At 71.6% G+C, this 12442-nt stretch carries 10 protein-coding genes and 2 pseudogenes; 7 read left to right on the top strand and 5 right to left on the bottom strand.

From position 1 onward, the window contains the following. The first annotated feature begins 139 nt into the window (after positions 1–139). On the top strand, positions 140–1066 hold the full coding sequence (locus ACQP0P_RS18200) for an NAD(P)H-binding protein (protein WP_433378135.1): 927 nt from the start codon (positions 140–142) through the stop codon (positions 1064–1066). A 237-nt stretch (positions 1067–1303) separates the two neighbouring features. Here ACQP0P_RS18200 and ACQP0P_RS18195 read toward each other — a convergent pair. Continuing rightward, positions 1304–2563, bottom strand: a pseudogene (locus tag ACQP0P_RS18195) (RNA-guided endonuclease InsQ/TnpB family protein). Between the two features lie 229 nt (positions 2564–2792). Between ACQP0P_RS18195 and manA the strand changes: the two are divergent. After that, the gene (manA, locus tag ACQP0P_RS18190) at positions 2793–3893 is read left to right on the top strand and encodes a mannose-6-phosphate isomerase, class I (protein WP_433378132.1); all 1101 of its coding nucleotides are present in this window, start codon (positions 2793–2795) and stop codon (positions 3891–3893) included. 103 nt (positions 3894–3996) lie between these two features. On the opposite strand, the gene ACQP0P_RS18185 is transcribed toward manA, so the two are convergent. Then, positions 3997–4314 (bottom strand): helix-turn-helix domain-containing protein, encoded by a 318-nt coding sequence (locus ACQP0P_RS18185; RefSeq protein ID WP_433378130.1) that lies wholly within the window; start codon positions 4312–4314, stop codon positions 3997–3999. A gap of 194 nt (positions 4315–4508) precedes the next feature. Between ACQP0P_RS18185 and tnpB the strand changes: the two genes are divergently transcribed. The 5 genes and pseudogenes from tnpB to ACQP0P_RS18160 all read left to right on the top strand — a co-directional run bounded on the left by tnpB (position 4509) and on the right by ACQP0P_RS18160 (position 8358). Then, positions 4509–5876: an IS607 family element RNA-guided endonuclease TnpB gene (gene tnpB, locus ACQP0P_RS18180; RefSeq protein WP_433378127.1), complete on the top strand. Its 1368-nt coding sequence runs from the start codon at positions 4509–4511 to the stop codon at positions 5874–5876. After that, entirely contained in the window at positions 5863–6129 is a 267-nt protein-coding gene (locus ACQP0P_RS18175; RefSeq protein ID WP_433381945.1) for a M24 family metallopeptidase, read from the top strand. Before tnpB ends, ACQP0P_RS18175 begins: the two co-directional genes overlap by 14 nt. Beyond that, positions 6126–7424: a threonine synthase gene (locus ACQP0P_RS18170; RefSeq protein ID WP_433378124.1), complete on the top strand. Its 1299-nt coding sequence runs from the start codon at positions 6126–6128 to the stop codon at positions 7422–7424. The genes ACQP0P_RS18175 and ACQP0P_RS18170 overlap by 4 nt, the downstream gene beginning before the upstream one ends. Further along, positions 7421–7960, top strand: a pseudogene (locus ACQP0P_RS18165) (LLM class flavin-dependent oxidoreductase); the annotation flags it as partial. The gene ACQP0P_RS18170 and the pseudogene ACQP0P_RS18165, both read left to right, overlap by 4 nt. A 62-nt stretch (positions 7961–8022) precedes the next feature. Then, positions 8023–8358, top strand: a complete 336-nt coding sequence (locus ACQP0P_RS18160; protein WP_433382557.1) for a hypothetical protein — start codon at positions 8023–8025, stop codon at positions 8356–8358. Between the two features lie 287 nt (positions 8359–8645). Here the strand turns inward: ACQP0P_RS18160 and ACQP0P_RS18155 are convergent, their stop codons facing one another. The 3 genes from ACQP0P_RS18155 to ACQP0P_RS18145 are packed head-to-tail and all read right to left on the bottom strand — an operon-like array spanning position 8646 to position 12402. Then, entirely contained in the window at positions 8646–11033 is a 2388-nt protein-coding gene (locus ACQP0P_RS18155; protein WP_433378121.1) for a xanthine dehydrogenase family protein molybdopterin-binding subunit, read from the bottom strand. Further along, positions 11030–11503, bottom strand: a complete 474-nt coding sequence (locus tag ACQP0P_RS18150; RefSeq protein WP_433378118.1) for a (2Fe-2S)-binding protein — start codon at positions 11501–11503, stop codon at positions 11030–11032. Before ACQP0P_RS18150 ends, ACQP0P_RS18155 begins: the two co-directional genes overlap by 4 nt. After that, complete coding sequence (locus tag ACQP0P_RS18145; protein ID WP_433378115.1) at positions 11500–12402, bottom strand: FAD binding domain-containing protein; 903 nt, start codon at positions 12400–12402, stop codon at positions 11500–11502. The genes ACQP0P_RS18150 and ACQP0P_RS18145 overlap by 4 nt, the downstream gene beginning before the upstream one ends. Positions 12403–12442 lie beyond the last annotated feature (40 nt).

Raw genomic sequence — 12442 nt, 5'->3', positions numbered from 1 at the left:
GACCGGTAAGCGGTCGAATCGGCCGGTGCGCCGGCGAGTGGCCCGGAGTAGTGTTCCGATCACGGTACGTCAGAGCGCCGGGCGCGGTGCGCGCCGCGGCCTCGGCACCGTGACCACCCCAAGGTGAGGAGACATCGCGATGGCCGACGACGCCCCCGTCCTCGTCACCGGTGCCGGCGGAGGTGTCGGGAGCGTCGGGCGCACCGTGGTTGGGCTGCTGCGCGCACGCGGCCTGCCCGTACGGGCGATGGCGCATCACGACGACGAGCGCGCGGACGCGCTGCGCGCCCTCGGCGCGCAGGTGGTGGTCGGTGACCTCACCAGCCCCACGGACGTGGCGGACGCCCTCGACGGCAGTTCCCGGATGTTCTTCGGTATGAGCGTGTCGCCGTCGTACCTGGAGGCCGCCGCCACCGTCGCGACGGTGGCCCGCGCGGTGGGCGCCCTTGAGGTCCTGGTCGGCATCTCGCAGCTGACCGTGTCGCAGATGAACGCGTTGAGCAGCGCGGAGTCCCACCAGCAGCGGCTGCACTGGCTGTCGGAGCAGGTGCTCGACTGGTCGGGGCTCCCGGTCGTGCACGTCCGGCCCACCGTCTTCCTGGAGAACCCGATGTTCACGACGCTGGCCGAGCGTTCCATCGCCGACAGCGGGACCATCCGGCTTCCCTTCGGGACCGGCCGCACGTCACCCGTCGCGGCCGGCGACGTCGCGGCCGTGGTCGCCACGATCCTGCGGGACCCCCGGCCTCACGTCGGGCACGTCTACGAGCTGACGGGCCCCAGGTCGCAGGGGATGGACGGGATCGCCGAGGAATACTCCCTGGCCCTGGGAAGGCAGATCCGCTACGTGGACGTCCCGCTCGACACCTGGGTCGAGCGGGACCTCGCGCCCGCGGGGCTCCCGGCGCACACCGAGGAGCACATCGTCACCATGGCGCGCCTGCACCGCCGGAACCGCTACGACCGGATGACCGGGGACGTCGAATCGATCACGGGTAGGCCCGCGACGACGGTGCGGGACTTCGTCGCGGAAAGGGCCGCGCTCTTCACCCGGCGCCCGCGGTGAGCGGTCACCCGGCGCCGCCGTCCGCCGTCGAGATGTCCACGCGCACCGGCCGGAGCAGGAGTTCGGCCCGCGGCCTGGCGCGGTAAGGATCGCCGCGTGGCGATGCGGGGCCCGGGCGGCGAGCCCCCGCGGTCGACGGACTTGTTCACCCTGCCTTGGCCGTGCATTGGCCACCGGGGGACACCGAAGACGCGTAGCATCGGCGTTCTGTGGCATTCATTCGTTTCCTGCTCGGACTCACGGACACGGAGGATCTTGACTTCCTCCCCACGGCTGAAGCCGGGGGAATCCAACCCTCACGGGTCGGGTTTCCTGCTTCGCCGCCAGTTGCCCGCCAGGCATGTGCCCTTGAGGTCCTACACCGGCTCCACAGGCGTTTTACCTCTCCGCCAGCCCGGCGGCGAGGATGTTCTTCGCGGCATTGACATCCCGATCATGCACGGTGCCACAGGCGCACACCCACTCGCGGACACTCAGCGGCATGGATCGCTGAAGCGTGCCGCAGGCCGAGCACAGCTTCGAGGAGGGAAACCACCGGTCCACGACCAGCAACTCCCGCCCGTACCACCGCGCCTTGTACTCCAGCATCGACCGCAGCTCCCGCCAGGAGGCGTCGGAGATGGCGCGAGCGAGCGAGTGGTTCCTCACCATGTTGCGCACCGTGAGGTCTTCGATCGCGATCACTTGGTTCTCGCGGACGATCGAGGTGGTGACCTGGTGCAGGTGGTCCCGGCGGCGGTCGGCGATCCGGGCGTACACCCGCGCCACCTTGAGCCTGGCCTTGACCCGATTCGCCGAGCCCTTCTCCTTGCGGGCCAGGGCGCGCTGGGCCTTGACGAGCCTGCGCCACTCGGCCCGCTCGTGCTTCGGGTTGGTGACCTTGCCCTCCTCGTCACTCACGCCGGGGATGGGGCGCGACAGGGTGAGCAGGGCGGTGATCCCGGCATCCACGCCGACCGCGTTCGGTGTCGGCTTCAGCGGGCGAATCAGGTCCTCGCACAGGATGGAGACGAACCAACGCCCGGCGGCGTCCTTCGACACCGTCACCGTGGACGGCTCCGCCCCCTCGGGAAGCGAACGCGACCACACCACGTTCAGCGGCGCGTTCATCTTCGCCAGGGTGAGGCGGCCGCCCCGGTAGGTGAACGCCGACCGGGTGTATTCGGCGCTGAGGCGGGACTTCTTGCGGGACTTGAACGCCGGGTACCCGGCCCGCTTGGCGAAGAAGTTCGTGAACGCCGCCTGCAGGTGGCGCAGTGCCTGCTGGAGCGGCACCGACGACACCTTGTTCAGGAACGCAAGGTCGTCGGTCTTCTTCCATTCGGTGAGCGCTGCCGAGGACTGCGCGTAGGAGACTTTGCGGCCTTCTTCGGTGTAGGCGCGGGTGCGGTGTTCAAGGGCTTTGTTGTAGACGAGGCGGACACAGCCGAACGTCCTGGCAAGCTCGGGGGTCGGGTGGAAGCGGAACCGAAACGCCCGCCTCACACTCTGTGCCATGTCGAACACGGTAACCGGAATCAGTCACGTACGAATGTAGGTTCGACCAAAATCCCTGCGGCCTCGTGCCGCGTTTCCTCCTCAGGGCCAAAGCCTGAGGTCTCCATGCTGGAGGTATTCCGATGAACGGCCCCTTCATCCCCGCCGCCCGCGTGGCGGCCGACCGGACCGGGCCGGGCGAGATCCCCGCGTCGCGGCGCTCCTTTCTGCCGGAGACGGTGGAGACGTCATGACGAGCCTGCTGCGCAATCCCGTGAAGAACTACGACTGGGGCTCGCGCACCGCCATCGCCACGCTGGCCGGGCGCCCCTCCCCCGCGGAGCGGCCCGAGGCGGAGATGTGGTTCGGCACCCATCCGTCCGGCTCCTCGTCGGTGCTGCGTCGGGGGACGTGGCACTCCCTCGCCGAGACGGTGGCCGCCGACCCGGTGGCCGAGCTCGGGGAGAGGACCGTCGAGCGGTTCGGCTCGCGGTTGCCGTACCTGCTGAAGCTGATCGCCGTGGACCTGCCGCTGTCACTGCAGGTTCACCCGTCGCGGCGGCAGGCGGAGGAGGGCTACGCCAGGGGCGTCTACGTCGACCCGTTCCCCAAGCCCGAGCTGATCTGCGCGCTGACCCCGTTCACCGCGCTGGCCGGGTTCCGTCCGCCCACGGAGGCCGCGGCGCTCATCGGCGGGCTGGGCATCCCGGAACTGGAGCCCGTCGTGGCGCCGCTGACCGCCGGGGACGCCTCCGCCGCGCTCCGCGCGCTGGTGGAGTGGCCGAAGGAGGGCAGGGCGGACCTGGTGGCCGCGATCGCGCGGGCCGCGTCGGCCTCGGGCGGCCCCGACGACGAGCTGGTGGTGCGCCTGACCGGCATCCATCCGGAAGACCCGGCCTGCCTCGCCCCGCTCTTCCTGCGCCGCCACGAGCTGCGGCCCGGCGAGGCGCTGTTCCTGGGCGCGGGAGTCCTGCACTGCTACCTGAGCGGCTTCGGTGTGGAGATCATGGGCAGCTCCGACAACGTGCTCCGCGCGGGGCTGACCGGCAAGCCGATGGACATCGACGAGCTGCTGCGCGTCACCGACCCCTCGATCTCACCCCTGCCGGTCGAGCCGGTCGGCAACCTCTACCGCACTCCCGCCCCGGAGTTCCGCCTCGGCACGGCCGTTCCGGGCTCCGAGCTCACCCTGGAGGGCGGAGTACCGCGCATCCTGGTGTGCACCGAGGGCGAGGTCGAGGCCGGCGGGCAGGTGCTACGGCCGGGCGAGTCCGCCTTCGTCCCCGCCGCCGGACCGGTCCGCCTGCGCGGCTCCGGGACGATCTTCTGGGCCGAACCGGGCCTCGACTGACCCGCCCACCACCTCGGCCGCCGTAGGCCGGGCAAGCACGGCGCACGCCGTCGTCTCCGCCCCGGCGCCCCGGCCGTGCGACAACGGGCGATCCCGTACCCGGTCACTCCAGGCCGCGGTCGTCGAGGCGCGCGTCCTGCCGGCCCTGGCCGAGCTCGTCGGCCCGCAGCGCGAGGAGGACGTCGGGGCGCAGCAGCCGGGAGGGAGCGTCCAGGTCCAGCAGCCGGAGAATGCGGCGCAGCCGGTAGCTGACGGTGTTCTCGTGGATCGACAGGTGCTGCGCGGTCAGCCGTACCGACAGGCCACAGGCGAGGTAGGTCCGCAAGGTCTCGATGAGCACCGGGCTGGGTCTCAGCGGGGTCAGCACCGTGTCCACCAGGCGGCCGGCGTCGAGGGGGCTATGGGCTGTTGATCGCTTCATCAGTGTTTGTCGGTTCTCCCTTTGATCTTCTCTGTCCGGTGGGCTGAGGTGTGGGAGGAGACGGTACGCGTTGTCGGGGTTGGGACCGTGCCGGTGGCGGGTTCTCCTGCCGATTGGGGAGCTGTCGATCATCCCTGAGGGTAAGTTCGCCGTCGTCGTTCGACAGCGATGGGTAAAGGGCGAGAGGTGGGGTGGTGCGGGTTCAGCAGGCCTACCGCTATGCCCTCGACCCCGCTCCGGCCCAGGCCGGTGCGTTGTTCTCGCACGGCGGGGCGGCGCGGTTCGCGTTCAACTGGGCGCTGGGCCTGGTCAAGGCGGCGCTGTCGCGGAGGGAGGCGGAGAAGACCTACGGGGTGGCGACTGAGTTGCTGACCGAGGTGCCCTGGTCGCTGTACGCGTTGCGCAGGCGGTGGAACGCGGCCAAGGGGCAGGTGGCACCGTGGTGGGGTGAGAATTCCAAGGAGGCCTACAACAGCGGCCTGGAGGCGTTGGCGCGGGCGTTGCGCAACTGGGCCGATTCGCGCGCCAGCAAGCGCAAGGGAAAGAAGGTCGGGTTTCCCCGATTCAAATCCAAGCACCGCACCACCCCATCGTGCCGGTTCAGCACCGGCACCATCCGCGTCGAGGCCGATCGCCGTCACGTCACGTTGCCGCGACTGGGCACGATCCGCACCTGTGAGTCCATCCGCAAGCTCGCCCGTCATCTGGAGCGGGGTACGGGCCGGATTCTGTCGGCGACCATCCGGTTGGAGGGGAGCCGATGGTTCGTGTCGTTCACCTGCGAGATCGACCGCGCCGAGCATGTTCCGGCCCGGCCGGGAGCGGTGGTGGGGGTGGATCTGGGGCTCAAGGCGCTGGCGGTGCTGTCCACCGGCGAGGTGGTCGACAACCCTAAGCATCACCGGTCGGCGTTGCGGCGGTTGCGGCGGCGGAACCGGCAACTGGCCCGCCGAACCGGGCCGCGCACTCCTACTGGTGGCCACCGGGAGCCGTCGGCGCGCTGGCGCAAGACTAAGACCGCGCTGGGTAAGGCGCACGCGAGAGTGGCCCGGCAGCGGCGTGACGGCCTACATCAGCTCACCAGCAAGCTGGCGGCTGGCTATGGCACGGTCGTGGTCGAGGACCTGAACGTGTCGGGCATGCTCGCCAACCGGCGTCTGTCTCGCGCGGTCGCTGATGTGGGGATGGGTGAGGTGCGCCGTCAGCTCGCCTACAAGACCGCCTGGAGCGGTGGTCGGCTGGTGGTGGCGAGCCGCTGGTATCCCAGTAGTAAGACGTGTTCGGGTTGCGGTGTGGTGAAAGCCAGGCTCGCCCTGTCCGAACGCACCTACACCTGCGATGGGTGTGGTCTGGTCCTGGATCGGGATCTGAACGCCGCCCGTAATCTGGCCGCGCTCGCGGCCGACGTCGCCCAGAGTTGCGGGGAGACGGTAAACGCCCGCCGAGGAGCGGTAGGACCCGGCGCCCGTGCCGGGCACGCACCGGTGAAACGGGAACCCCGGAAACGGGGAACGCCGCCGTGGCAACGCGGCGGCTTGCTGATCCTCACTGACAAACACTGAGAATCAGCGAACGGTCACGCCCTACCGGCGCCAGCACTGCGGGCACGGCATCGGCCTCGCCGTCTACGAACCGCCCATCGTCTCCCCCGGTGTGGAGACGGCGCTGGAACCGGGCATGACATTCTGCTTCGAGACGCCGTACTACAACCTCGGATGGGGCGGGATGATGATGGAGGACACCCTGGTGGTGACCGGCGACGGGGCGGAGCTGTTCACCCGCTCGCCGAGGGAGCCGACGGTGGTGCCGGCATGACCCCGGTCTCCCGCTACCTCGGCCGGCTGGCCTGCCAGCGGTGCTCGACGACCTACCCCGACCCCTCGCTGGAACTCGCCGGGCGCGGCTGCCCGGCCTGCGAGAAGGAGGGGGCGCCCGCCAACGTGCTCCCGGTCTACGACCTCGGCGGCCTGCGCGGCCTGCCCTGTGACCCCGCCCAGCCGGGACTGTTCCGCCACCGCGCGCTGCTGCCGCTGGACGGCGCCACACCCGCGGTGAGCCTGGGCGAGGGCGGCACGCCGCTGGTGCCGCTCCCCCGCACCGCCGAACGCCTCGGGCTCGGCGCGGTCCTCGTCAAGGACGAGACCCGCAACCCGACCTGGTCCTACAAGGACCGGCTGGCCGCCGTGGCGGTCACCAAGGCCGTGGAACTGGGCGCCCCGGCGGTGGTCGTGGCGAGCACCGGTAACCACGGGGCGGCGGTCGCCGCCTACGCGGCGCGCGCGGGGCTGCCCTGCGTGGTGCTGACCGTGGCGTCGGTACCGGCCACGATGAAGACCCTCATGCAGGTGTACGGTGCTCGCGTCGTCGCCCTGGAGAACCCCCCGGATCGGTGGCGTCTGATGCGGCGGCTCGTCGAGGAGCGCGGCTGGCTGGCGATGTCCGGGCACGCCGACCCGCCGGTGGGGTCCATCCCCTACGGCGTCGACGGCTACAAGACGATCGCCTACGAGATCGTCGCCGACCTCGGCCGGACTCCCGACCACGTGGTCGTGCCCGTCGCCTACGCCGACGGGCTGGCCGGGATCCGGCGCGGCTTCGCCGACCTCGTGGAGTCGGGGCTGGCCGACCGGATGCCGGTCCTCGTCGCGGCCGAGCCGTTCGGCCCGCACCACGCCGCCCTGGCCGCCGGCACGGACACCGCGGGACCGGTGCCGATCACCCCGTCGGTCGCGTTCTCCATCGCCTCGCCGTACGGGACCTTCCAGGGCCTGGCCGCGCTGCGGGCGACCGGCGGCCGGGCGGTGCCCGTCCCCGACGACGCGCGCATCCTCGACGCGCAGGGCAGGCTCGGCCGGGAGGCCGGCCTGTACCTGGAGGCCTCGTCCGTCACCGCGCTGGTCGCGGTGGAGGACCTGGCCGGGTCGGGCGCGCTGCCCGCCGACGCCACCGTGGTCGTGGTCGGCACCTCCACCGGCCTGAAGGACGTCGGGGCCACCGCCGCCACCCTGCCGCCGGTGCCCGTCGTGGAACCCACGCCCGCCGCGCTCGACCGGGAGCTCGCCGCACTCGACCGGCGAGGTGGCGGCCTCGGCCCGGAGGGCGAGCGATGAAACTCGCGTTCTCCATCTCCGGGCACCGCGACGCCGCCTCCGCCGTCGCGGTCGCCAGGCTCGCCGAGGAGGCCGGGTTCGACACCGTGTGGATCACCGAGGACTACTGCGAGCGCGGCGCCTTCGCGCTGGCCGGCGCGATCGCCGCGGTCACCGGGCGGATCCGGGTGGGCATCGGGGTGGTCAACCCCTGGACCCGCCACCCGGCGCTGATCGCCATGGAGCTCGCCGCCCTGGAGGAGATCAGCGGCGGGCGCGCGATCCTCGGCCTCGGCGCGAGCAACTCCCGCTGGATGACCGACCGGCTCGGCATCCCCTTCGACCGGCCGATCGGCCGCCTGGCCGAGGCGGTCGACATCGTCAGGGCGATGATGACCGGCGAGCGCGTCGACCACCGGGGCGAGCACTTCCGCGTGTCGGCCGGGCTGTCCTTCACCCCGCCACGCCGCACCCCGCCGATCGTGCTGGGGGTCAAGGGTCCGCGGGCGCTGGCCCTGGCCGCCGAGCGGGCGGACGGCCTGCTGCTGTCCATCCTCTCCTCCGCGCCCTACGTCTCCTCGGTCCGCGAGCGCGTCGGGGCCGGGATGGAACGCTGTCGGTGGGCGAGGACGCGCACGCGGCCCGCGACCGGCTGCGTCCCATGGTGGCGACCTACCTCGGCGTGCACGGCGACCACGAGATCACCAGAACCGCGGGGCTCGACGCGGGGCTGTGCGCCGCGTTCCGCGAGGGGTGGCTCTCCGACGCTCCGCGCACCGACCTCGTCGACGACGCGCTGCTCGAACTGTTCGCCGCCGCCGGGACGGCCGCCGACGCCGCCGCGTCACTCGGCCGCCTGGCCGCCGCCGGCCTGGACGTGGCGGTCGTCCGCGACGACCCCGACACCGATCCGGGACGGCTCATGCACGCGGCCGCCCTCGCCATCGGCCGCTGATCGGCCTGCTCGGCCGGCCCGCCGGGAGCTACCGCTCCCGGCGGGCGCGCACCGTCCATACCGGCCCGCTATGACGGATAACCCTTACGGCGCGCGAAGCGTCCCCACCAGCGAGGCTGGAGGTTATTCGATGACACCATCCGAGATGGTCACGGACCAGGACCTCCATCTGGAGCTGATCCTGGTCGAGGTACTGCACCACGAGGCCGAGCACCTGGTGACCGGCTGAGCGCCCCGGTCCCGGCTCCAACGGGGGGAGCCTGGACCGGAGTCGTCCGGACGGGCGATCAGGGGCGTCCCACACCGGCCGCGGCCATCAGTTCGTCCGGATCGGCGATCACGTTCTCCCGCCAGCCCCGCGGCATGTGCCGGAGATCCACGGATTCGCCGTCCCGCTCCAGGATGAGCCCGAGAACCCGCTGCGGGGTCAGCGGGATCTGCGACACGGACCTGCCGATGGCGTCCGCCACCGCGCAGCAGACCACGGCGGCCACGTTGAGGATCGGCACCTCGCCCGCGCCCTTGACGCCCAGGGGCCCGATGGACGGAGCCCCCTCGTAGAGATCGAGCCGGACCGGGACGACATCGCCGGACAGGGGCACGCGGTAGGTCTCGAAACCCGTCTGCCGCACCTTCCCCCGAGGGTCGATGGTGATCTCCTCGTGCAGCGCGTAGCCCAGTCCCTGGACCACACCGCCCTGCACCTGGCCCAGGATGGCCCTGGGGTTGATCGCCCGGCCGACGTCCTGCACGACGCGGTAGGCCAGCACCTCCACGTGACCGGTGTCCGGATCCACCGCCACGTCGCACTCGTGCACGGCGAAGACCGGCAGGTCCAGTGCCCCGATCAGGTGTCCGGCCGCGCAACCGGACATGGGCTGCACGCCGGTGCCGGTGAACGAGCCGGAGCCGGAGATCGGTCCCGACACCTGCTGCGCGTGTTCGGCGACCTCTCTGAGGGTGATTCGCGCCGACGGCACCCCGTTCACGACGACGTGGCCGTCGGCGAGACTCAGGTCGCCGGGAGACGTCTCCAGCATCTCCGCCGCGACCTCGAAGACCTTCCTGCGCACCTCGTCGCAGGCGGCGACACCGGCCGCCCCCAGCGAGACGGTGGTCCTGCCACCGCCCACGCCGCCGTCGTATCCGGCCGCGTCGGTGTCCGCGGCCCGGACCGTGACGTCCTCCACCCGCAGGCCCAGCGAATCGGCGACGATCTGCGGGATCGCCTGCATGGTCGATCCCGAACCGATCTCGACCCCGGCGGTGACCAGGGTGACGCCGCCGTCCGGATTGAGGTTCACCGTCGCCGCGGAGGGCCCCACGAAGATGAACCAGGTGCCGACCGTCGTCGCGGTGCCGTACAGACGTCCGTCGTCGGCGTGCTTCACGGGCTCGCCCGAGTCCCGCAACGAGATCATCCGATCGAGCATGGGAGCGAGCACGTCGCCCTCGAACACCTGCCCGGTGGACCCGATGTCGCCGTCGCCGAGGACGTTGCGCCGCCGGAACTCCACCCTGTCCATGCCAAGCGCCGCGCAGATCTCGTCGGTGTGCCGCTCAAGGGCCGCGGTGCAGTACGTGCCGTTGCAGGCGCGGAACGCCCCGTTGGGCGGCGAGTTGGTGTAGACCGCGCGGCTTACCAGCCGCACGGATCCCAGGCGGTAGTTCCCGCCCAGCGTGTGAGCCGTCATGCTGGTCAGGAACGGCTGTTCACCGCCGTAGGCGCCGCAGTCCATCAGGACCACCGCCTCCCGGGCGAGGATCTCGCCCGACTCCGACACGGCGGACCGGATCCGGATCTCCGCGTTCTCCCGGCAGAGTGCCGTCTGCATCTCCTCCTGCCGGCTGTTGACCAGCTTGACGGAACGGCCCGAGGCGCGGGCCAGCAGGGCGGCGAACGGCTCGATGCTCACCTCGAACTTCATCCCGAATCCACCACCGACCGGCGGAACCACCACCCGGACGTCGGACTCCCGCACCCCGAGAAGGCGTGCCGTGGAGTTGCGGACCGCCCAGGGGACCTGGGTGGACGTCTGAAGGACGAATCGCCCGTTCTCATATCCGGCCACGCAGGCGCGCGGTTCCAGCGGCGTCTGGTTCTGCCGACCGGCGACGAACTCCGTCTCGATGACCCTGACGTCGCTCCGGGCGAACACCGCGTCGGTGTCCCCGCGAACCACCGTGGCCTCCCAGCCGATGTTCCGTGCCCGCCGGCCGCCCTCGATGAGCACGTCGTAGTCTTCCCAGCCCGGATGGAGATCGCGGGCGTCGTCGGCCAGCGCCTGGGCCATGGTGATCAGGGGGGTGAACTCCTCGACCTCGACCACGATGGCCGCGGCGGCCGCGCGGGCCTGCTCCAGGGTCTCCGCCGCGACCGCCGCGATGGGCTCGCCCAGGTAACGGATCTCGTCGACGGCGAACAGCGGGTGGTCGGCGATGGTGATCCCGTACCGGCCGGGGGCGTCGGCGGCCGACACGACGGCCCGCACTCCGGGCATGCGCCGGGCGGGCTCCAGGTCGACCGAGACGATGCGCCCCGCGGCCACGTCCGACCGGCGCAGCGCCGCGTGCAGCAACCCTCCCGCGGCGGCGTCCACCGTGAACATCGTCCGGCCGCGCAGCTTGTCCTCGGCGTCGCGACGGGGCAGGTTGGCTCCGATGATCTGGCTCACGATCCGTTCCCCTCCGCCTGTGCCGCCGCGAGCGCGGCGTCCACGATGCGCTCGTATCCGGTGCACCTGCAGATGTTGCCGACCAGGGCTTCCCGTACGTCATCCCGGTCAGGGGCCGGATCCGACTCCAGCAGCGCGCTCAGCGACATCAGCACCCCGGGAAAGCACATCCCGCACTGCACCGCGTCGGCGTCCTTCATCGCCTGCTGAAGGGGGGAGAGCGCACCGGCCGGGTCCGCGAGGGACTCCACGGTCCGCACCGACCTGCCCTCCGCGTGTCCCACCGGAACCAGGCAGGACGCCACCGCGTCGTCGTCCACGAACACCGTGCACGATCCGCAGAACCCTTCGCCACACGCCATCTTCGTGCCGCTCAGGTGCAACTCCTCGCGAAGCACCCTGGCCAGCGGGGTCATCGGGTCGGCGTGCACCCGCCGCACTTCGCCGTTGACCGTCAACTCGGTGCTCATGCCCTGCCCGCCTCTCCGCTGTCTTCCCGTCCGGCCTGACCGGACCGTTCCAGCGCGCGTACGGCCCGGCCCACGACCACCGGCAGCACCTGCGACCGGTACCAGCCGTCCACCTCCACCGACTCCCGCGCCTGGAAGGACCCGGCGTGCTCGCGGGCGGCGAGCACCGCCGCGTCCGCGTCGAGCGGCCGGCCGACCAGCGCGGCCGCCATCTCCGGCCACAGGCGGGCCACGGGTTCGACCGAACCCACCGCGACGGTGGCCGACTCCACCACCCCCGCGCCGTCCAGCGCGGCCGTGGCACTGACGATGACGACCGGGTAGTCCCCCGCCCGCCGCATGGTCAGGCGAGCGTGCGCGGACACGACGGGAGCCAGCGGCACGGACACGTGCGACAGCACCGTCGCGGGAAGTGCCGCGCCCCGCGTGGCGAGGAACCGGCCGAGCGGCATCCTGGTCTCACCGGCCGGACCTCTCACGATGGCGACGGCCGACAGGCTCAGCAGCGCGGGCACCAGATCCGCCGCGGCGAAGCCGGTGGTGCAGAGGTTGCCGCCGACCGTGGCCTGCCGCCTGACGGACGGATTGGCCGATTTCGCCGCGGCCTGCCGGAGGACGTCCAGCCCGGGGTAGCCGGCCAGCGCTTCGGCCAGCCGGGCATGGGTGACGGCCGCGCCGATCGTGAGATTCGTACCGTCGTCGTCGATCCGTCCCAGTTCCTCGATCCGGGCCAGTGACACGTACTCGCCGCGGAACGGCTCGCCACGGGCGGGACTCCGCATCACCCAGGTGGCACCGGCGATCGGCACGGCGTCCAGGTCGGAGGTCGCCAGCCGCTCGATGGCGTCGTCGAGCGAGGTCGGCCGGTACAACGCCGGTGTTGTCGAAGCTGTCGTCAAAGCTGTCAACGGAACTCCTTGTCCAAGGGCCCGCGGCCGG

The organism is Streptosporangium sp. CA-115845 (assembly GCF_050943795.1).
Classification (GTDB): domain Bacteria; phylum Actinomycetota; class Actinomycetes; order Streptosporangiales; family Streptosporangiaceae; genus Streptosporangium.
This window is presented reverse-complemented; position numbering and strand designations above follow the sequence as displayed.

What these genes read in the sequence shown, in the direction of transcription:
- ACQP0P_RS18150 (WP_433378118.1), bottom strand. Translation starts at nt 11,503, where the DNA reads ATGAGCACCGAGTTGACGGTCAACGGCGAAGTGCGGCGGGTGCACGCC.
- ACQP0P_RS18200 (WP_433378135.1), top strand. Translation starts at nt 140, where the DNA reads ATGGCCGACGACGCCCCCGTCCTCGTCACCGGTGCCGGCGGAGGTGTC.
- ACQP0P_RS18170 (WP_433378124.1), top strand. Translation starts at nt 6,126, where the DNA reads ATGACCCCGGTCTCCCGCTACCTCGGCCGGCTGGCCTGCCAGCGGTGC.
- manA (WP_433378132.1), top strand. Translation starts at nt 2,793, where the DNA reads ATGACGAGCCTGCTGCGCAATCCCGTGAAGAACTACGACTGGGGCTCG.
- ACQP0P_RS18185 (WP_433378130.1), bottom strand. Translation starts at nt 4,314, where the DNA reads ATGAAGCGATCAACAGCCCATAGCCCCCTCGACGCCGGCCGCCTGGTG.